This is a genomic window from Lysinibacillus sp. NPDC086135, assembly GCF_044746345.1.
In the GTDB taxonomy this organism is placed as follows: domain Bacteria; phylum Bacillota; class Bacilli; order Bacillales_A; family Planococcaceae; genus Lysinibacillus.
In genome coordinates, this window is sequence record NZ_JBIVCA010000006.1 from 18,271 (window position 1) to 39,101 (window position 20,831).

Below are 20,831 nucleotides of genomic sequence, written 5' to 3' on the forward strand. Positions count from 1 at the left end.
CCTCACTTAACGATGGTCATTTGTTTTGTATAGGCTACAAGATCTTCAATTGTTCGCTTAGAGTCTACAGTAAACATGCTATATTGATAGCCGTTTTCCTGCCAGCTAATCGAATGGAATTTATTCTCGTCCATTACAGTACCTTTTTGACCTCGAATGTCCATTTCTTTTTCACCTTTAATAGGCTCTACCTTCTTAGCATTACTATTTGCTTTAAAAACTGTTACTGAAATATCTTGCTGACCATTCTTCGCATAACTAAAGGTATACTCTGAACGATCTTCTATCCCTTTATCTAATGAAATATCCTCCAAAGTTAGTCCGTTTCCTTCTGGCACCATTAAAAATTCGCCAAGCTGTTCTTTCACTATATCCAGTGTCACTGACTCAGATTCAGGTACACTTATTTCTTCCACTTTTGCATCCTTTGGAATATCAAGTGTAAATTGTGCATCATCAATTTTTGCCTTTTCATCCATTTTCGTATACTCTGTTGTCATTTTATTTCCAGCACTATTTGTTATTGTTTTTAACGTTACCCATGTTTTTTTATCGACCCATACTTCTATATCGCCTATTAAAGTATCATCTTTTTTAGCTTTCGCTACAACTTTATACGTATCTCTTCCAGCAATCTTCTCCTCTCCTGCCATTTTCACATCATGTGTATCCTTTACTGCGTTAAATAGTAATTCTAACTGGTCTCTTTGTGATGGGATTTCATCTACCCCACCTTTACTAATATCTATTTTATGAACAGTGTTTTTCACAACATCATACATAATTACCTGTGAGCCATTGTTGACTGTGATGCTATGATCACCATTTTCAGCTGTTGTCTCAATACGTCGTTTACCATCTTTAGTCCACTCTTTGACTTGAATTTTTCCACCAGCCTCGCCCATATCCATCGTGTATTCACCGTAATAAGCAAGTGGTTCCTTCGTTTCCTGTAATGCATGATCAATAATTTCCTGTGGTGAATATGCCCCCTCTGTATTACAACCTACTAAGCTAAATGTTAGTGCGGCAACTAAACCTGCTGCACGTAATGATTTTTTCCAATTCATTATGAATTCTCTCCTTTAAATGGTGGCAGCCAGCAAAGTACAGCTGTTCCAAAGCCTTCTTTCGATACAAGCTCTACTGTCCCACCGTGTTTTTCTATTATTTGTTTTGCTATATTTAATCCTAGTCCAGTGCCGCGCTCCCCTGCCTTTGTCCGTGCTGTATCTGCTTGGTACATGGGCTCGAATAGCTTCTCAATATCCTCTTTTTTGACACTTTGCCCGCTATTTTGCACAATGATATACATACCATGCTGCTTATTCAGTGCTGGCGATACAAAATCAAAGCACCCTATAGGACATTGTCCAGCATTCACGGCTGCTAAACCTATCGTTGTCCCTACTGCTCCATAACGCCAAGCATTACTCATTAAATTGTCGATCACCCGTTGAAGCTGCTTCGGATGCACTGCATACATACCGGCTATGTCACAAGTAACTTCAAGCCTAAATCCTTGATCTTTGCATAGCTGCTCATAATCAGACAGTGCCATTTCAAAAAACTCGGCACCATCAACTGCAACAAGTTCTAAATGATAGCTTGTCGATTGCAGTAAAGTGTACATTAGTAAATCCTCTAACATATGCTTCATCGTTTCAGACTTTGTTAAAATAATCTGTCGGTACTCGTCTTGCTGTTCTTCTGTTAACGCCTTGCTTTGTAAAGACTCAGCATATGCTTGAATAGCTGTAAGAGGTGTTTTTAAATCATGGGAAATACTTGCAATCATTAACTCCTTCTGGTGTTGTTCAGTTTTCAAGTGAGCACGCGCTGTTTCAATTTCGTCCTGCATGGCAAGAAAGGTTTGAGCAAGTTCCCCAATTTCATCTTTTCTTGCCACTAAATTTGACTCCACATGCTCTCCCTTTGCAAAAGTACGCATTTGCCGCATCAGTTCATGTAACGGGCGATTTAATTTACGGTTAAGTAGCATCATAACTGCAAAATAAATAAGGAGAAATAATACAATAGAGCTAGCTATTACAAGCCAAGAACGTCTTTCTACGCCTTTTACCCAGTCCTTCCTAACTAATTGAATCTCATAAACCCCAAGCAATTCTCCATCTTGATAAACAGGTTCTTTATAAGTAAAGGCATTGTAATTTTGCTTTAGCTCATATAAACCTTTAAAAACTCTATCTTTAGAATCAAACACCAGTTTCAATGGATCAGAGGAATACAAACGTAAGCCTGATTTCGAGTAAAGTGTAATTGAGAGCTGATCATTCGTTAGTGCTTCAATATCTTTTATATCTGCATTTTTTGTATAATACAGGGGATTTTCCAGAACAGATTTCACCTGATTGAGCTCTGTTAATTTTTCGAAATACTCACCAACGTTTTTATCTTGATAATAGGCATTAATCCATACATAAAGGCTATAAGCACCTGTTATCGGTAAAACCATCACGATGAAGAAAGTGATGAGTAACCATGTTTTAATTTTCATAGTAGCTCACCGATAAAGCGATAACCCTTGCCCCATACTGTTTGTATATAATACGGTGATTTCACTGGATCTTTTAGCTTTTCCCGTAGTGCCTTTATATGTACTGTTACTGTATGTGTTTCATCTACGCTCGCCTGTTGCCAAATATGTTGATAGAGCTCTTCTTTTGAAAAGGTTTGGCTTGGATTTTTCGCAAGTAGTTTTAACAGAGCAAATTCCTTCTGTGTTAAGGCAAGCTCTTGATCATTAAGGCGCGCTGATTCCTTTTGCCAATCAATTTTTAAACCGTGTGCAAAGGATGTTACATCTTCAGCTATTTCTTTTTTCGTATAACGTTTCCAGCGACGTAAGTGTGAGGCTACACGTGCCTTTAACTCCTCTAAACTAAATGGTTTCGCTATATAGTCGTCAGCGCCCTGCAAGCCCTCAACCTTATCTGCCTCTTCCTTACGCGCACTCATCATTAAAATAGGAACATCACTTTCCCAACGAATATTTTGGCAAACGGTAAGACCATCCATCTCAGGTAACATCCAATCGACTAACACTAAATCGAACGTATCCGCTTGAAAATCAGTTAATCCTTCAAGTCCTGTTGTTGCCCAAGTAATTTGGTAACCCTCTTGCTCAAGCGTATCCTTCACAATACGCCCTATCGCCGTATCATCCTCAATCAGTAATAGCTTTTCTCTCATCTGTTTTCCTCCTGAACTAACCTTACTATGTAAAAAGACATTTTTTTTGAACTTTATACTTTCTTTATAATTATCATAGATTTGGTTATCCGTCACTTCTCAATTTTTTTGTTAGTAAGGGTTGGTTTCTTTTGTATCCGTCGAGCTGGGCTGGCTATCCGTCGCTCTGTTCGGGCCTTCCGTCGCTTCGCCTTTTCTTTCCGTCACTCTGCTCGAGCCTTCCGTCGCCTGCTTTCCAATCCTTCGTTCTGTTCGGCCTTTCCGTCGATTCGCCTTTTCTATCATTCGTTCTACCCAAAATGCGCCTCAATCCTTATCTACAACAACTTCAAAAACTCCATTTCGAAAAAGATTGTTCGAAATGGAGTTACTCTTTTAGATAAGTATGAAATTTTTTGTAAAAAAGTTTGATCATTATAATAATCCTTTTTCTGGAATAAGCAATTCACTTATTGATATTAATATAACAGTTAGATTTCCTTTATTAAACAATAGATTTTTTTTCAACATCTACTATTTGGCTGCCACTGAACAACTCGAGAATGCTGTTTTTTTCAACTTTCGTTTTGAATACTGATTGTCCGTCTCCGCTTTGAACTATCACTTTCGCATCCCCTAATGGCTGCGCTATCGAAACGATACGACTATTAACCTTTAAAACGATCATAGATCTATATGTATTTTTTATTCAAAATAACTGATTTTGTTCATTTCATTTTAGGACATTCTAAAAGTGGCTTGGTGATGGTTGGTGGTACCAAGTAAATAAATGTGACAAAATGGGCAATATTTGTAATTTATTTAAATAAATACAATTTTCGACAACATTTTCATTTTTGTTGTGTTATGGTTGTATTGTTCTATTAAATGCAACTTATTAATAGAGAAAACAAATGTAAAGGGAGAGTTAATTATGTTAAAATCAAAAATTTCAAAAATGGTAGGATCACTTGCTTTATCAGGAGCTATACTTATTCCTGCAGTATCAGCGAATGCATGGACTGAGTATGTTTATGTCAAGGACTTATATCCGGATGCAGTTGATTATGTATTTGTAAATAATGGGGCAAATGACAAGTATGTACTAGTACAAGAAAGAGGATATGATGGTAGAATTTACGAAACAAAGGTAAAATGCGATAAAATGGTTGGTAGTAAGTGTCATGTAGCAGTTGAAAGATAGGGCATTTAGTATTTATTGGAATAATAAAAAAGGCGCATTGACTCATTAACGAGTTGTGCGCTTTTTTTGTTTCTTAGGGAGTGAAACCTAGTTGTTTAGTTAGTATCAGGAATTATACAAACATCATTTTAAGTCAGAGATTTATTATTTGATATATCCAGCCAATGTATTCTTTATACAAACTCTTCCAGAAGATTTTACATTTACTGCAATTCTACCTGCATATAGTACTGCACTTTTTTAATTTTTCTTCCTCTTTTTGATACCGGATCGCTCAGCTCAATCAATGGAAAGAGCAGTACGTCGACTTCATACTAAATTACCAAAAGGCACTATAAAAGCAGCCCCAACAGACCGAGGTAAAGAATTTAGCTGATATAAAATGACTATTATGCCGACAAACAAGCGTCCTATAGGCTAACCTGAATCTCTAGCCAGTAACACAGATGGCACTCTATACATTATTTATATGGATAAGGTGTATTACATTTAATTTGAACTTGGTTTATTAAATCTTAATTAAACACTATATCCCATTTCCGCAAAATAAAAAGAGAATCTTTTAACAGATTCCCTTAGTTATTCTACTCAATCATCGCTGGTAGAGCGAAATTTTATTTACGATAATATATTAATCTTGCTGTTGTATAAAGTTTGTCATCATTCACAGAGATCAAAGCAGTATAATCATTCTTTTCCCATCTCGAATATAAATGGCTATATTTTGTATAGGTAAATCGGTAATCATTACCGAATTCCGCTACCCCTTGCCTATGTAGTCGGTCATGTAAAGAAGACATTTGATCCCATGTGTGATAACTATTTTGTTCGGGAAGGAAATCATAGCTAATCATCTCTATTTGCCCACCAGTAAAAAAGTATGTCAACTGTGCTGAAAAGCCATATTTTGTCGTTCCGTAGACTAAATAAGTATCTCTACCATCCTGAAGTTTTTGTATAAGCTTTGATTTTTCATTTTTCTCTACATCACGAATAGTCAATTTAAAGTTAATATTATTGAAAGGCACAACAGGCTTCTTTGTGGATAAAAATGCATCTACTACGTATCCTTTGATATTACCAGCAGTCACATAGGACCAACCTACTAATGTAGAATGTACAGTTACCTGTGTACCATTACTTAATGAACCTACTGATGCTCCCGATTGACTGGCAATATTTCGAACGATAACCCCACTACCTGTATTAACGTACTTTGTCGTTGTTTTAGTCTGCCCAATAAAATCGGACTTAACATAACCTACTACATTGCCATATTGCACAAATGACCAACCATTGCCTACTGATCCATAGTCTTCAACAATCATATTATACTTTAATGTAGCTAATGTTGGTGCTGAAGGAGATGGCTTAGATTTCACAACGAGACCACTTTTAGAATTTGCAATTTTAATCGTCGAAGGTGGAACACTTAAAAAAGAGGAAGAAACATATCCCTTTACATCACCTGTTTGAATGTGAGACCAACCATCTGAGGAAGAAAACTCTATCACAAATTCATCCTTAGCTAGATTACCAATGGAACCGGATGCATCATTTGGCGACTCTCTCACAACCAAGTTCGTACCACTTACAACCTTCACTGTTCGATAATCAGCCGCATCTGCTACTTGGTACTGAATGCTAAATAGCATCATGAGTACAAAAACTGCAACAAACCATTTCTTTAGTATATTCAATCAATTTACCTCCTTTTACAACTCTACAATTCTACCATTTATCCTATTGATTGTATATATTTTCATATTTTTTATTACTAAACGTGTAAATATCCATAAAACATTTTTAACATATATATAAACCAAAGAATATTTCGATAGAAAACAAATTATAAATTAATTTATCAAAATTGTTCTCATCACATCTAAAAAAGCTCAGAAAACCTATTATTTATAGGCTTTCCAAGCTCAACTAAACTTTTTTTCTTACAGACCCTCTCATCTCACAAATCTAAACGATAGATGTCGTATTATCTCTAAATTACACAATTATTATTTTAAAATATTTTGCTTCGCATTAAAAATTATTATACTAATAGGAGATATGTCGTACATATATTGTAAACAAAAGCATTTTAACTTAAAATCTATCAAAATAAGGGGATATATGAGAATAAGGACTAACCTATGCTTTAAATACAAATAATAAGCTAAAACAAAGTAACAACAAAATTCAAAAAAATTTAGAAAAACTCTCTTCTGGCTTTCAGATTAATCGTGCAAGTGATGATGCGGTATTGCTATTTCCCTTGATCGAGGTTGTGGCAAATAACTTTATACTACTGCCCCATTATTTTTAGAAAAGCTTTCTTTACCGAATTGTATAAGGAATTAGCTTTAAATTGTTTTGATAAATAATTAGAATTTACCCTTCAGAGTACAAAAATAGTTTTTTAGTGTCATTTACACTTATAAACTATTTTTGAAATTATATTGTATATGACTATTTTATATACTTAGAACGAACAATAGTCCTTTTATATGGCTCACCCTGTAACGTTTCACCCGAAATATTTAAAGTTATATTATATACACCAGACTCTTTATTATCTGGAAAATTCACCATAAAGTTTTGTTCATTAACCTTCTGCAATTGTAGTGAAGAAGCAATGTCTTTACCTGTTGGATCTAGTACTTTTACATCGAAAGTAAGTTTTTGTAATTGTTGATTCGCTTGCACTGTAATGATATTATTCGTTTCTAATGCCACTGTCGGAATGCTCACCTTAATCAAAGATGGACCCCCGTGTTGAACTGCCAGTAAATACGCATTATCTCCTGCCTGTGTGCTTATATTTATCTTCCATTCTCCCTTCTCAGAAATAATGTCAGTAAATATATGAGGTACTACGCCATTAAAGAAGGAGGCTTCCTCCAATGATTCGATTGTCTGGTTGGTATATTTTTTCCCTGAAGGAGCTACCAACTCTATTTTATCACTAGTTGATCCAGTCCACAGTTTAACATTATCGAGTGCAGTATCCACATAGAAAGAATGTGTCACATCATTTGACGATTGCAACTTTCCTCCATAAAAATAATGAGACGCATCCAACTCTTGAAAGGTATCAGATTGAGAAAAGTATTCTTTGTTTGCAATGATACGATCAGTAGAAGCAGACTGTAGATACTGTTCCAATCTAGAAAATACCGCAGATCCCATGCGAATACGGTCATGGTCAAGTGAGGCATCGGTAAATAAATGTGTTCCGTAAGATAATTTAGTGCTTGCCTCTTTGACTAATCCATCATTTGGATCGGAAAGATATAGCCCACCCATCCAGAGTGCAGATAGAAATGGTCCTGTATTAGTGCCAGCAATTGTATAATAGTTGTTCTTACTTACGTTGGGGTGATTGTCTATTAGTGAGCGAAAGTGTTCCATTTCCCCAACTTGAAGTGAAAAAGTTCCATCATCTTTTTGACCGAGTAATGTAGCTAGCCAACCTGCCCACCAGCTATATGCAAGATCAGCTAACTCTGATCCATAATGAGGGGAACCTAAAGTAAACACCCTACCCACGTACGAGTGAGCATTATTAAGAACTAATGCTGCTTGGGTATCGGGCCCACCCTTGCTATGGGCGACTATATTTAATTTTTCTCCGTGAAAATGTTGACTGATTTCTTTTAACATAGAGGCTAATAATTTTCCATTAGCGTATTGACTATAAGAACCGTTACCTGCCGCATCGTATAATTGAACAAATACAGTTTGATACCCTGCTTCATAAGCTTTTGTATACATGTCATTAAGACCGTAATATTCTGTATTACCATACCAACTTGTAGCGTTACCATTTTTCCCTTGAACGAAAACAATAGGTGGCTTATTCGGATCAATATTAGGTGGAGTTTCCCCTAGAAACCACTCTCCAGGAGTAAAGCTTTCGCCTGGTAGCTTCAATCCATAAGGTTCAACCTGGTTTGAGGCAAAAACATCTGGAGTAGAAAAAAGAATAATTGTGACCATTACAAATAACGAAACTATTTTTTTCAAATTGTTTTCCTCCTAATCATTATAAATGAAGTTCATAAAGCTGTAGAAAAGCAATTCAGATTCCATAATTCAAAAAAACACTTGATTACTACATTATCGTAACGGATTCCTTTGCGAGACATATCTTGTGTAACCAAGTACTTTTAAGGTGTATCGGTATTGTCTCATTTGTTAGTGCCATCCTTGATCACTTGAGAGATAATCAGCTATATGCAAAGTCTACAAAAATAGGTTTTGATTAATAGGTATTAATGATAATGTCTTCAAAGATGTATTTCCATACAGAGACAAACTACCCCCACCTTCCATCTATATCAACATTCTACAAAAAGGAAATGATTTCCTTCTAATTTAGACAAAAAAATAGCATAGAGCGAAACGACCAAAATTCAGCACCATATTGTTCATATAAACGAGTCCAAGTTCTTTATTCTGGTTTATTAACCCCTTCTTCTTGAGCAATATGATGGATACTTTCTTGTCCATTTATATAATGTAGAATGATTTTTATTTTTTCATCTGAAGTAAATTTGATCATAAAAACAACCCGTAAAAGTTAGATTTTGTGTCTGACTTTTACGGGTCACTTCAGCATAGCAAGGGGTTTTCAAAAGATACAACAAAAAAACTTCACCATTTAGGTAACGTTTTAATATTCAGGTTTTAAAGTCCATCCCATTTATCTATTATTTCATTTAGAACATTTCTTAATACAAACTCGGTGCAAACATAGTTACTCAATCGTTGCAGGTGGCTTAGCTATAATGTCATACACTACGCGCTTAACATTTACTATCGGTGCAGAGATTTTCTCTAGTACATCCCATGGGATACATGACCAGTCAGAAGTTATACCGTCAATAGATAATACAGTACAGATACTTACTAAATTTAACATTGATTAATTTCAACCATTAAATTAGTAGCATGAAAAATTTATAATAACAATAATATAACTACTATTAATTTAATTGTGAGAGTTTAAAAATTCCAACTGTTGTTTTGCAATTTCTCTAGAAAGCTTTGCTAACATATAGTTTTTATCATCAGTTATTTTGGGGTATATCGCATTGTATAAATCTTCTTCATTTAAAAATATTGACTCAAAAGTATTCATTAATGAATATAAATAAACTTTGTTATAAATATGACTTTTTCTAATTAGGGATTTCACATAGTTTTTATGATATTTATTATATAAATCAACAATCCTAAAAACTTCAAGATTGCCTTTAATCTTCAACTTCTTCATCTCGTCTTCAGTATTAATTTCAATATCAATTTTAAATTCCGTGCTATTCCCTATAAACATTTCATAGTAATCTATTTCACTATATTCATTAATCAACTTCGAGCTTTTTTTCACACTTGTTACGTCAATTTTAAAACGCATGTTTTCTACTATATTTCGTTCATATGGAGAATAATTTTTACCTAAATGAAATAATTTAGTTGATTTTAAATCTGAATTGCACACTTTACAACTAGGGACTAAATTATAAATCGATATTGCTAAAAAAGGGTAAGTTGCCTTATCAAAAAAATGGTCTAGAGTAGCGCGAGTCTTTCTCCCTTTTTCATTGTAAAGAAAAAGGAATTGTGAATTACAATAAGGACAAATCGATACACCTAGTTCCTTTAGGAAAATATATGCATTCCAATTCTTCGAACTATAAAAGTATTCATACTCATTAACAAAAACCTCTTTAAGTTGTTTAATTAACTTCCTTTCTTTCGCTCCTTGATATATATTTCTGCCTCTTACTTTTGACTTTTCCTTTAAATCAGTATTTCTAAAGTCTTTCATTATTGCTTCATATCTGTTAATAATACTATCCAAAGATTCTAAATCACCCGAAATGATACTACTCAGATTATCAAATATAAATTTAAATACATTCTTAATATCTGGAACTACCTCGTTATCAACTAAAAAATTTAGTTTCTTGTATAATCTATCATCATCTTGTGCATTTTCTCCAAATATCCAATCTTTATGCTGCTTCACAATTGAAGGTGTAATAGACAATTCAATCATTTTCCGACCTCATTTGTTTTAAGACCTTAATTTCATTTTCCAAACCCTTAATTCTTTCATCAATTTCACTGTGAATGCCTAATTCAATTTTACTTTTAAAGATTTCTGTTAGGTTATTTCTAACCAAAGGTTCACCTATGTTATCAATGAATATTTTAAATCTTTCTTTATTCTTCACAATGTTTTTAGGTGAAGACTCTATCAATTCTCTTGTAACTTTATTTATTTTATTTTATTTTTCCCAAATCTACCAACTAACCCATTTTTCAAAAAGAAGGAGTTCGCAAATAACTCTAATATATTCGCACCAAGTGTTCTTGAACTACCTTCCAGTTGAAAACCATTATTTTCATCTCCGCCCATAAATAAAACATTAGAGTTTGGGAAGTCTGAAAGCACTAACGGTGAATGTGTTGTAATTATTATCTGAACGTCTTCTTCAAAAATCTTATTTATAAACTCTAAAAAGTAATAAAGCCAGTCCTTTTGCCATTGTGGGTGGAAATATAAATCCCCTTCATCAATTAGAAGTAAAATGCTATCTAAATCAGAACTTTTATTCTTTATTTTTTTATAAGTATCATATATTCTGCCAAACAAACTTAAAATACTGTATTCCCCACTACTTAATTGAGTCCACGAAAAATTTAAAATGTTATTATTTATATATATTTCCTCATATAGATTTATAAATGGCTTAATAATACTTGTTGTTTTTATATACATATTATCAATATTTTCTACGGAATTTTCTAAATCCCCATTTAAAAATAAAATATCAAGTTTAATAATCTTTTTAATAAATCTTTTGGCTTTATTAGAGATGTCTGTAATTTTATTTATAATACTTTTTGTCAAAGCATAGCATTCTTCAACATCTTCATCAGCAGTAACCTCGAAAATATATGCCTGAATGATAACGGGTAAGAAACTAAAAATGTCATCTTCTTCGTACTCAACTTCCAAATAGAACATTTTTAGTACATCATCTAACATTTCAAATACTGTACCATCATAAATCTCAGGTATAGGTGGAATATATGTATTGTAAGATTTTCTAAAAACATCTAATTCCTTATCTAAGACATAAATATATTGTCTTAGTACTTTAACTATAAATTCTCGTTTAACTTCCGTAATACTTTTCAACTCTTGTTCTGATAAAAAACCAAAATACCATTGAAATATCTTTTTATCAAAGTTAAAAGTAGAATCATCTAAAAGATCCTCATATTCATAATCTTCATTCTCGATAATCTTTAATTTTATATACTCTGGCTTTTTAAGAATGCCCATTATTTCTAACTCATCAATAAAGTCATAAATAAAATATATTTGTTTATTAAACTCTAAATTTAGAAATTCAACAATATTATTTCCATTTGAGCCTAACAGAAAATTAGTAGATATGTCGGAAAACTTTTTAGGAAAATTTTCGATTGTACTAATTTTCTTTAAGTATCTAACATCAAAAACATTCGAAAAGAAAATTACATTTGGGAATGTACCACTGTAATTATTATCAAAATAAATCACATAATTGCCAGCTAAATATTCTTTGTTAATTATATTTATCTTCTCAACATCTTTATAAATATTTTGAACAATGATCTTAGTTCCCTTGTAATCAAAGGCAACAAAGTAATTAACATTTTTTAAATTTTTATTAAACAAATCTGTTATAAAATCCAATACTGTAGACTTTCCTACACCGTTTTCACCTACTATAGCACTTACACTTACATTTTGTTTTGAATAAAAAAAACCTTCTATATATGAATCACTTTTCTCGACAATCCACATATCATCAATAATATTAAATGCGTAAAAATATTCACTTCCAAAGTTAGCCTGAAAATCTTCTAATTGTTTATACTTATTAAACCAAATAAAGTCTAATCTCACGTTTACCCTCCCTCAGTATTGTAAAGTTATATATATTATTATAATGGAAGATTTTAAGTATTGATCTATACCTTCCAACCATTTAAAAAATTTTTTCAAATTTTAACTAACTTTTTCAGTTGGAAAGTCGTCCAATAATTAGTAACTAAACCATTTAAATAAAAGGAGAAATTAATGATGAAAAAAACAACTAAAAAATCTTGGATGATTGTATCAGCACTAACAATAGGAATGGCTGTCTTCACACCACATCAAGCTGAGGCAGCATCAGCAAAAACAACAAACGAAATAACTGTTAAAGCTGAGCAACAAATTAAAGGAACAATTAAAGGCGTTTACGGAGATAGCATCACAATTAAAGGGAAAGACGGCAAAAACTATTATATTGGAATGCAGAAATTTTCAGATGAGCAATTAGAAAAAATGAACTTAGTAGAAGGTCAAGAAATCTCTGTAGAAGGTAGCTTAGTACAAGATTATTCAGACTTCTATACGTTTGACGTATATAAAAAAAGCTTACCTAAAGAAATAACAAAAGAAGACCTAGCAAAATTAGAAAAGTTGTTTAATCAAACGAAGAAGTTAGAAAAAGAAGAGAAATATGATGAAATGGATAAAATTAATCTTGAAATGGATAAAATCACAAAGCCTTATATTTTAGCTAGCTGGGTACCTGCATCCTTTGAAGAGTTCATTGAAGCGTATGGATTTAGTGAAAAAAATATAGTTATTAAAGAAAATGTTCAAAAACAATTGAAAGGTATCTATCAACAGTGGGTAAAACTAGAGAAATCTGGTAAAGAGGAAAAAGCACAAGAAAAATTTGATGAATTCCAGAAGGTTCTTCTACCTTACTTAGATGCTCTAAATCCACCGTTAACATTTGAAGAATACATCTCAGATTTGGAATTAGATATTCCGGCTGAAGCCATGCCAAAACTAAAAGCTTTATACAATGATGCTAAAAAAGCTGATAAAGATAAAAATGATCAATTATCTGAAAAGCTATGGGGTGAATTTGATGAAATGATTACTCCTTATTTTAAGCCACTTAGCTTTGAAGATTACTTGTCTGACTTTGATTTCGAAATCAAGGCAAATGATCAAAAACAATTAAAAAAGCTTTATGAAGAAGCAACAGCTCTTGCTAAAACAGGTGACGATGAAAAAGCTAATGAAAAATGGGTTGCTATCGATAAAATTTTAGATCCATATTATAAAGCAAATAAAGAAATTCTTATTTCAGCATCTAAAGTAACGATAAACGGTAAAGTTTATCTTCCAAAGCAATAATAAATATATTTCGGGGTTATCCAAACAGTCATTAACAATGATTTAGGGATTAACCCCTTTCTTATTTCCTTATAGATCAGTACAGTACGCTTTGGCCACTACAGATGATGATTTAGTCACTTTCCTATTCAAACAGCCTTACTATACGCCCTACAAATACGGTAATTTCGTGTTCCCTTATTTGAATTTTCTCCGAGTGAACTCGATTGCAATAAGCTGTAACTCTTCATCTTTCATAAAAATCCCATAATTCTCTCTTCTCTTATTTAAATCTTAAATATGATATATTATTACAAAATCTAAATTACTCAATATATCCAATGTTATTACTATATCCCACTTTTTTCGAAGATATTTGAGCTGATGGAGGAAATATTTTGAAAAACTTATCGATTAAAAAGAAAGTTCTAACGCTTATTACGTCCGCTGTTATATTTTTGCTATTTATTTCTGGTGGCGGTTTTTATTACACGAACGATATGGCAAAAAAATCTAGTGAAATGTACGACGAATCACTTTTGCCAATTCAATATATCGGTCAAGCTCGAACTGATATTCGTGCGATGGATTCTTTCGTTTTAGAACTCATGATTACTACGGAAGCAAATGATAATGCTGAGCTAAAGACAATGATCTCCGAGAGAGCTGAAAGTGTTAAAGACTCAATCATGAAATTTGAAACCATTTACAAAGGAGATGAAGATGAACAAAAAATGTTAAAATCTCTTAAATCCAATGTTGATAGTTATTTTAGCACTATGGCAGATGTTATTGATTTGGCTAGTCAGAACCGAAACGCAGAAGCCTATTCTATTTACACCACAATTTTAGATGATTTTGCTGAGAATATGGCAAGTGATGCACGCGATCTTATGACTCAAGGTTCTGAAGATGCCAATCAACTGAATGAAGAAAATAAACAAAGTCTATTCACTACTATGCTTATTGCTTCCATTCTCTCTGTTGTGGCCATTATTTTCTTTATTACATTGGCAACATGGATTGCACGCTTAATTGTGAATCCAGTTAAAGAGTTACAGGCAAATATGTTAAAGGCAGGCAACGGTGATTTGACTGTCCAAGGTACATATTCATCCAAAGATGAAATCGGTCAATTAACACAATCATTTAACACGATGATTAATAATATTCGTAATACAGTAATAAAAGTGACTGAAACTGCTAATCATGTAGCCTCAGCATCTGAAGAGTTAAATGTTAATGCAGCAGAAACTACAAAAGCAACAGAGATGGTTGCAAATACGATGGAAACTATCGCTCATGGATCAGTAGAGCAACTGAATAGTGTTTCCAACACAGTCAATACCGTTAATGAGCTTTCGACAGGTGTTCAACAAGTGGCTGGAAATGCTCAAGCTGTAAGCGAACTTTCTGGAGATTCTTTATCCCTAGTGATAAATGGTATGAATGCTGCAAATCAAATGAATCAACAAATGATAGACATCACAGAACAAGTAAAAGGCTTATCCGACGTTGTCGACTTGTTAGGAAAACGTTCTAATGAAATCGGTCAAATTATTGATTCGATTACAGCAATTGCTGAACAAACAAATCTCCTTGCCCTGAACGCCGCAATTGAAGCCGCACGTGCTGGCGAGCATGGGAAGGGCTTTGCCGTCGTTGCAGATGAGGTTAGAAAATTAGCAGAACAGTCTGCTGTTTCTTCAAACCAAATTGAAGTGTTGATTTCAGAGACACAGAAAGATACTCAAATGGCTGTTGAATCAATGAAGTTAGTAACAGCGGGAGTTAATGAAGGAATTAAAACAACAGAAAATACACGTACTACTTTCGCTTCAATTCAAGGTGCCATTCAAAGTGTTACGATGCAGGTAGAAGAAGTATCTGCAGCAGTCGAACAAATGGCAGCAGGCGCCGAAGAAATTGTCGGCAGTATGAATACGATCCACTCCATAACTAAATCTAACGCAGCAGGCACAGAGAGTATTTCTGCTACGACTGAAGAACAAACGGCATCAATGGAGGAAATTTCATCATCTGCTTATGCACTTGCAAACTTGGCAGAGGAGTTAAGGGAATTGGCAGCTCAATTCCGTGTATAATCTCATAAACGGAGACAGCACCACTCTTAACATTTAAGTGTAACTTTGTACATTTTTTAAGGAATAAACTTCAGTCATATAAAAAGAAGCGGCAAGATTATTTTTTGATCTAAACCGCTTCTTCTATTATATTAAGCCAGTCCTATATACCAATTAAATAAATCGTTAAATTTTGAATCACTCTCTAATTCTGGATACCTATCTAAGTAAAAGATATAAGCTTTTAAGTATGAAGGAATAGCTTTCTCAATTACTACATTTATTGGTAAATCTAATAATCATTATTTAAATACCTTTTTTCTTCTCCATTTTTATTTAGAAATTTATTTAATGCATTTTCACAAACTTTCCAAAGTGGTTCCTCTATAACCTTTCTCTCAATGAAAGAACCTTTATAAATCTTGAGATAAACGAACCATATCCCTGCACTGAATACCATTCTCAAAAATTTCTTCTGGGTAATGCTTAACAAAAAAGTCCATATCAACACCAATTATTCTAAAACCGCATTTTTGATAAAGAGCCAATTGCCCAATGCTTGAATTTCCAGTTCCAATTTCTATTGTTTTGTATCCTTTTGTCTTAACTACCTTAATTGCATCCATTACCAACTGTTTCCCTATACCTCTACCATGTTGTTCCTCTACGACTGCAACATTCACCAGCTCCACTGTTTCTGGTCTTGTTGGAAGTAATACATAAACTCCAATAATTTGCTGTTCGATTTCAGCTACAAAACATTCGCCTCTATTGACATATTCCTCAATAATTTCTCTTGAAGGGTCAGCCAATAGCAACAATTCCATTGGAAGTTTTTCATCTTTATTAAGTTTCCTAATATCCATTTTAATCTCCTTTTTTAACCTCTTACTTCTTTGATAATATATCATTGTTTCTTAAACTAATCTGTCCGTTAGTGAAAAAGCGATTTCTCTAATTGAACAATCGCACCCCATTAGTTCAATTAGAACTATTTATATTTTTATCTTTCTAATACTATACAATATTGTTCTTTATATTTTCCATGGTTCCAATTGTACATTTGTACTAAATGATTTAGAGATAATTCTTCATAATAACATATATCCGGTATATTTAATTCATTATCGTCATGACCAATCCATACTTTCCATAGTTCTAATATCTGTCCTTCTCTAATATTCTCTTTATTTTAAGAACCTTTTTTCTTTCCTAGACTCTCTAGTAACATAAAAAAAATCCCTATTATCTGAACATAATAGAAGTTAGGGTTAATTCCCAAAGGTGCAAATACCCCTAACATAATCAATACTAATCCAAAACTTGAAGTTATCTCTCCTATTACGTTTTTATTAAACTTCTCTATACCAATGAATACACTGATAAAGATTAAAAATACTCCAAGCAAATAACATATCAAGAAAAATATAAAGGAAAAATCCACAATAAAAATACTCAAAAAACTTATGATTACGCCTAAAGAAACAAATTTAGTTCTTTTAGATAAACTATTTATAAATTTTCTTTCTCCTTTGAACAAATCCCCCCACCTCACTATATATTTTACTATAAAAATCCACTTAAATTGTTAAACTATTCTACTCCTTTAGTTCAATAAAAAAAAGAGCTGCATATGCAACTCAATGATCTTCAAGTAAAGCACCCCAAGTAACCTAATCGATTGCATAAAAAAATAAAATGAAGGTTGTTTTATTCCCCCTCTTAATCACTTTAATTATATGAGAGCTAGAAATCGTGGATAACCTTAATCAACGACATCTACTGGTCTCACATCTCAAATAACTTTTAGGAGGAAATAATTATGGCTTCATGTTCTCAATCTGATTTAACTGCTGTGACAATCCCAAATGTTTTACCATCTTTAAACTTATACGGTAAAACAAGTAATAATCAACGTTTTTTCTTGTCTGATAATCCAGAAACTATTAATAGCTCTGTTCCATTCACTAATGGTTACGCAACGCTTTGGGCAGATACTGCATCTGGATTACCGAGTGTAACTTATCGAATGTTTGTTTGGCATCTAAATAACACAGGTGCGACTATCAAGTTCGGTATTACCATTGGTAATGGTTCAAGTGACAGTACTTATAAAGTCTCTGGTGTTAAAGACTGTATCGATACTATTACCGGTTTTGTAGCTCATGGGAAATGTGCCGCAAAAGCTTTACTCGGAAATACATTAACGCCTAGTTCTCCGGTTGATAGTTCCATTGCAGCAGGGAAAGTTGGATTAGTTAAAGAATGGAAAGTACCAAATGGTTATTTGGTGGGTGGAATTATTGAGTTTACGTTATCGTCTAGTTCTCCAATGTCTTATAAAGTCAGAACAGTAGCTGCTAAAAGTACTACTGCCGATCTTCGTAGTAATCAAAATGCTGTTGTGTCACCAGTTGGGACTCATCCGCGTGGTTCTTGGAACTTTTCCAATATCGACGGCTTTGGTACTTCAGGTGGCGATGCTGCTCTATATACTGTCGGAGACGGCAATAAAAGTTTCTCCATAAATAATGGAAGTAATGACAACTTAATGACTAAAGACACTAGCTATATGCCTGGCGATGCTGTAGCAACTAATAAGGGGCATTATGGTGTTATTTACAAGGCGAATATCACTTTCAAAAATCCAACTCAAGCCGATAAGACATTAAAGGTATATTTGACAGGTCGTGGAGGTTCATACGGCGGCGCTGTACGTTGGAACAATGGTCCAACTTACGGTGTTCCTACACTGTCTTCCAATACCCAAGGTGTTCGGATTGCTACATTTACTGTACCTAAAGGAACTAGTGTTACACATTCAGTCTATACTTCTACAGCTGGCTCGCTTAACACCCCAGCGGCGATACTGATTACAGAGTAATTTAAAGAATTTCTCGTTAAATAAGGAACCCTGTAGCTTATCGTAAATTCTCCGATGAGCTACAGGGTTCTCTACATATCATAATAAAATATTCATTCAGAAACATCTTGCAACGTAAAACTAGGGAAAACGGTAAAACTGCTAAAATTGGGTATCACTAATTATTTGAGCTTTATCTATAAGGATAAAACCTGAAAGAATCTCTCCCCATCCCCACATTAAGTTACTTCCCTTCGTCCTAAAGATTTTTCCTTAGAATATTTAACCTCAAACCTTAACAATGTATTGCCTTATTTCATATATGTAATTTTTTCCTTCGTCAACTAAACTGCACCGTTCAGCTAGGCTTCGCCATATGCTTTATACAGCCGTTCGCTGTTCCATTCGAGATAGCCGTAAAAAGAAAACAACAGTTGAAACTATTGCCCGAAACAAACGATTACGAGCCTTCTACGATTTAAAACGTGAGGAAGGAAAGCCGTATAAAGTAGCCCATTATTGCTTGTGCTAATAAGCTTTTACACTGGATTTATGCGATGTTAAAAACGAAAGCAGCATTCCAGGAAACTATTTAATAACAGCATTTTCAAATAAAATAAAAACCTTCCACACTGAATGAGGAGGGTTATTTGTCTTGCGCATTTTTAGTATAACATGAAGTGTTTTTGGATTATCAATGTTTTTCTTGACATTCTATTAGCTGGTTTAGTTTAAGTGTATTCATTCACAAATAGTTATTTCAATATATCTCTTTCTAAAGAGACTGATTCTAAATTAAAATTAAAGAGTATCATTCTTTATATGAATGATACTCCTCTAAAAACCGTTCTTACTTATGATACGGTTCACCGTTGTGTATCTAAATGATTTTTTTATATTGAGATAGTCGTCTTTATTAAGAACATTAATGAGTAGCAGTTTAGTTTAATTACTGCTATTTCTTTCATAATTCCATATCTGATAATCAAGTAATCGTGGGGTAATATTCGAATACTGTTTTATAAGTATTTTAGTAGTTTCCTCTAATAAACTTTGCGCTTCTTCAATCTTAACCTTTCTCTGAAGCGCTTTTTCTAAAAATCGTACTATCATTCTATCAGGTTTTATCCACTGGTCATCTCCAGCTAACATGTAAAAATAAACAAGTGAAATACCACTTTTTTGACCTGGTATGGCTCTAATTTCTTTTTCAAATTCTTCATTACCGTATATTTTTTTTACATCTTGTAAATAGTTTACTCCATGCTTAATTAAGACTTTACAGAATAAATAAACTGCTTCTGCTTTTAATATGCCGTTTGTTGGGGAGGTTCTTTGCTTATTCTTGAATACATCGCTCACAAATATTTCTAATTCTAAACTTTCAAAAGAACATAGAAATTGTTCAATTGAAAATTGTTCATTTATTTCAGGAATTTCGGTTCCAAAGCGTTCCTTATTAAGTTTAAAATAACTACAAAACCTATTTACAGTATTTTTAACCCCTTCATACCGAACACCTATAGAAAATACTGAGTCAATAACACAAAGTGGAAGACTTGAGTAATAATATTCATCAGGGAGTTTTGCACTTTCTAGTTCTAAAACTTCCTCACAGAATACAGCAATTTTATTATTATCTTTATTTAGTGCATGGGGCATAACCATTCTCCTTTTAGTCTTTGATTTCTTTTAACTATTTTTAACCTCAAAAATAATAGTTCATAGTTAGTCTAGCTTATAAAGTAAATTCACTTATCTTTTCTCCATTACTCATGTATCTATATAAATCATAAAACTCCTGTTACTGGGGTGATTTTCTATTTTCTTCAACATTTGAGCCAGCATATTCTTTAAATTAGTAATAAGAAAATCAGCCATGGATGCAGAGACTTCTTCGGATTCTATTTCTTGTTCAATTCCCTTGGCCGATGTTAATATACTCAATCCTTTATCCCGTTTCTCGGTATCAGTCATACCTATTTAAATATATCTTCCATAATCGCATTAAAGTACTTGTGAATTTCATTCAGTTGATTTGCACCCGCTGCACTAATCACCTCGCCCTTAGACCAAAAGATTTCAAAATGAGTAATACTACCGCCACTCTTAATTTCTTTATAATCGACTTCTAATTCATTATAGTTATTGATTTCATCTGCCTTTCCGTCGCTTCGCCTTTTCTTTCCATGCTCTACCCTGTCTTTCTGTCAATCCATTTCGAATTAATTAAACAAAAAAAGGAATGCACGC

General features: G+C 33.3%; 16 protein-coding genes and 3 pseudogenes. 6 read left to right on the forward strand and 13 right to left on the reverse strand.

Annotated features, from left to right (window positions below; translation table 11 throughout):
* Window positions 1-2: 2 nt before the first annotated feature.
* From ACIPKN_RS09880 to ACIPKN_RS09890, 3 genes are read right to left on the reverse strand one after another with little or no spacing between them, the layout of a single operon-like run.
* On the reverse strand, window positions 3-1,070 hold the full coding sequence (locus tag ACIPKN_RS09880) for a LolA family protein (protein ID WP_400935582.1): 1,068 nt from the start codon (window positions 1,068-1,070) through the stop codon (window positions 3-5).
* On the reverse strand, window positions 1,070-2,518 hold the full coding sequence (locus tag ACIPKN_RS09885) for a HAMP domain-containing sensor histidine kinase (RefSeq protein ID WP_400935584.1): 1,449 nt from the start codon (window positions 2,516-2,518) through the stop codon (window positions 1,070-1,072). The genes ACIPKN_RS09880 and ACIPKN_RS09885 overlap by 1 nt, the downstream gene beginning before the upstream one ends.
* Window positions 2,515-3,213, reverse strand: coding sequence for a response regulator transcription factor (locus ACIPKN_RS09890; RefSeq protein WP_400935586.1), 699 nt, complete (start codon window positions 3,211-3,213; stop codon window positions 2,515-2,517). Before ACIPKN_RS09890 ends, ACIPKN_RS09885 begins: the two co-directional genes overlap by 4 nt.
* Before the next feature lie 913 nt (window positions 3,214-4,126).
* On the opposite strand from ACIPKN_RS09890, the gene ACIPKN_RS09895 reads away from it, so the two are divergent.
* Window positions 4,127-4,396, forward strand: a complete 270-nt coding sequence (locus tag ACIPKN_RS09895; protein WP_400935588.1) for a hypothetical protein — start codon at window positions 4,127-4,129, stop codon at window positions 4,394-4,396.
* Window positions 4,397-5,010: 614 nt separating this feature from the next.
* On the opposite strand, the gene ACIPKN_RS09900 is transcribed toward ACIPKN_RS09895, so the two are convergent.
* Window positions 5,011-6,096: an SH3 domain-containing protein gene (locus ACIPKN_RS09900; protein WP_400935590.1), complete on the reverse strand. Its 1,086-nt coding sequence runs from the start codon at window positions 6,094-6,096 to the stop codon at window positions 5,011-5,013.
* Window positions 6,097-6,545: 449 nt separating this feature from the next.
* On the opposite strand from ACIPKN_RS09900, the pseudogene ACIPKN_RS09905 reads away from it, so the two are divergent.
* Window positions 6,546-6,650: pseudogene (locus ACIPKN_RS09905) on the forward strand (flagellin N-terminal helical domain-containing protein); the annotation flags it as partial.
* A 209-nt stretch (window positions 6,651-6,859) separates the two neighbouring features.
* Here the strand turns inward: ACIPKN_RS09905 and ACIPKN_RS09910 are convergent.
* The 4 genes and pseudogenes from ACIPKN_RS09910 to ACIPKN_RS09925 form a co-directional block, all read right to left on the reverse strand.
* Window positions 6,860-8,416: an esterase/lipase family protein gene (locus ACIPKN_RS09910; protein ID WP_400935592.1), complete on the reverse strand. Its 1,557-nt coding sequence runs from the start codon at window positions 8,414-8,416 to the stop codon at window positions 6,860-6,862.
* 733 nt (window positions 8,417-9,149) lie between these two features.
* Window positions 9,150-9,302: pseudogene (locus ACIPKN_RS09915) on the reverse strand (GMP synthase (glutamine-hydrolyzing)); the annotation flags it as partial.
* 81 nt (window positions 9,303-9,383) lie between these two features.
* Window positions 9,384-10,454 carry a hypothetical protein gene (locus tag ACIPKN_RS09920; RefSeq protein WP_400935594.1) on the reverse strand — a complete coding sequence of 357 codons (1,071 nt, stop codon included), beginning with the start codon at window positions 10,452-10,454 and terminating at the stop codon, window positions 9,384-9,386.
* A 222-nt stretch (window positions 10,455-10,676) separates the two neighbouring features.
* A complete protein-coding gene (locus ACIPKN_RS09925) occupies window positions 10,677-12,359 on the reverse strand; it encodes an AAA family ATPase (RefSeq protein WP_400935596.1) in 1,683 nt (560 codons plus the stop codon).
* A 174-nt stretch (window positions 12,360-12,533) separates the two neighbouring features.
* On the opposite strand from ACIPKN_RS09925, the gene ACIPKN_RS09930 reads away from it, so the two are divergent.
* A complete protein-coding gene (locus ACIPKN_RS09930; protein WP_400935598.1) occupies window positions 12,534-13,652 on the forward strand; it encodes a hypothetical protein in 1,119 nt (372 codons plus the stop codon).
* 377 nt (window positions 13,653-14,029) lie between these two features.
* Window positions 14,030-15,736: a methyl-accepting chemotaxis protein gene (locus ACIPKN_RS09935; protein ID WP_400935600.1), complete on the forward strand. Its 1,707-nt coding sequence runs from the start codon at window positions 14,030-14,032 to the stop codon at window positions 15,734-15,736.
* Between the two features lie 392 nt (window positions 15,737-16,128).
* On the opposite strand, the gene ACIPKN_RS09940 is transcribed toward ACIPKN_RS09935, so the two are convergent.
* A complete protein-coding gene (locus tag ACIPKN_RS09940) occupies window positions 16,129-16,581 on the reverse strand; it encodes a GNAT family N-acetyltransferase (RefSeq protein WP_400935602.1) in 453 nt (150 codons plus the stop codon).
* Window positions 16,582-16,907: 326 nt separating this feature from the next.
* Window positions 16,908-17,255, reverse strand: coding sequence for a hypothetical protein (locus ACIPKN_RS09945; protein ID WP_400935605.1), 348 nt, complete (start codon window positions 17,253-17,255; stop codon window positions 16,908-16,910).
* Window positions 17,256-17,537: 282 nt separating this feature from the next.
* Between ACIPKN_RS09945 and ACIPKN_RS09950 the strand changes: the two genes are divergently transcribed.
* Window positions 17,538-18,599, forward strand: coding sequence for a hypothetical protein (locus tag ACIPKN_RS09950; RefSeq protein WP_400935607.1), 1,062 nt, complete (start codon window positions 17,538-17,540; stop codon window positions 18,597-18,599).
* A gap of 337 nt (window positions 18,600-18,936) precedes the next feature.
* Window positions 18,937-19,174 (forward strand): annotated as a pseudogene (locus ACIPKN_RS09955) (IS110 family transposase); the annotation flags it as partial.
* 349 nt (window positions 19,175-19,523) lie between these two features.
* Here ACIPKN_RS09955 and ACIPKN_RS09960 read toward each other — a convergent pair.
* The 3 genes from ACIPKN_RS09960 to ACIPKN_RS09970 form a co-directional block, all read right to left on the reverse strand.
* Window positions 19,524-20,240, reverse strand: coding sequence for a hypothetical protein (locus tag ACIPKN_RS09960; RefSeq protein WP_400935609.1), 717 nt, complete (start codon window positions 20,238-20,240; stop codon window positions 19,524-19,526).
* Between the two features lie 111 nt (window positions 20,241-20,351).
* Window positions 20,352-20,525 (reverse strand): hypothetical protein, encoded by a 174-nt coding sequence (locus ACIPKN_RS09965; protein ID WP_400935611.1) that lies wholly within the window; start codon window positions 20,523-20,525, stop codon window positions 20,352-20,354.
* 32 nt (window positions 20,526-20,557) lie between these two features.
* Window positions 20,558-20,731, reverse strand: coding sequence for a hypothetical protein (locus tag ACIPKN_RS09970; RefSeq protein ID WP_400935886.1), 174 nt, complete (start codon window positions 20,729-20,731; stop codon window positions 20,558-20,560).
* Window positions 20,732-20,831: the final 100 nt, after the last annotated feature.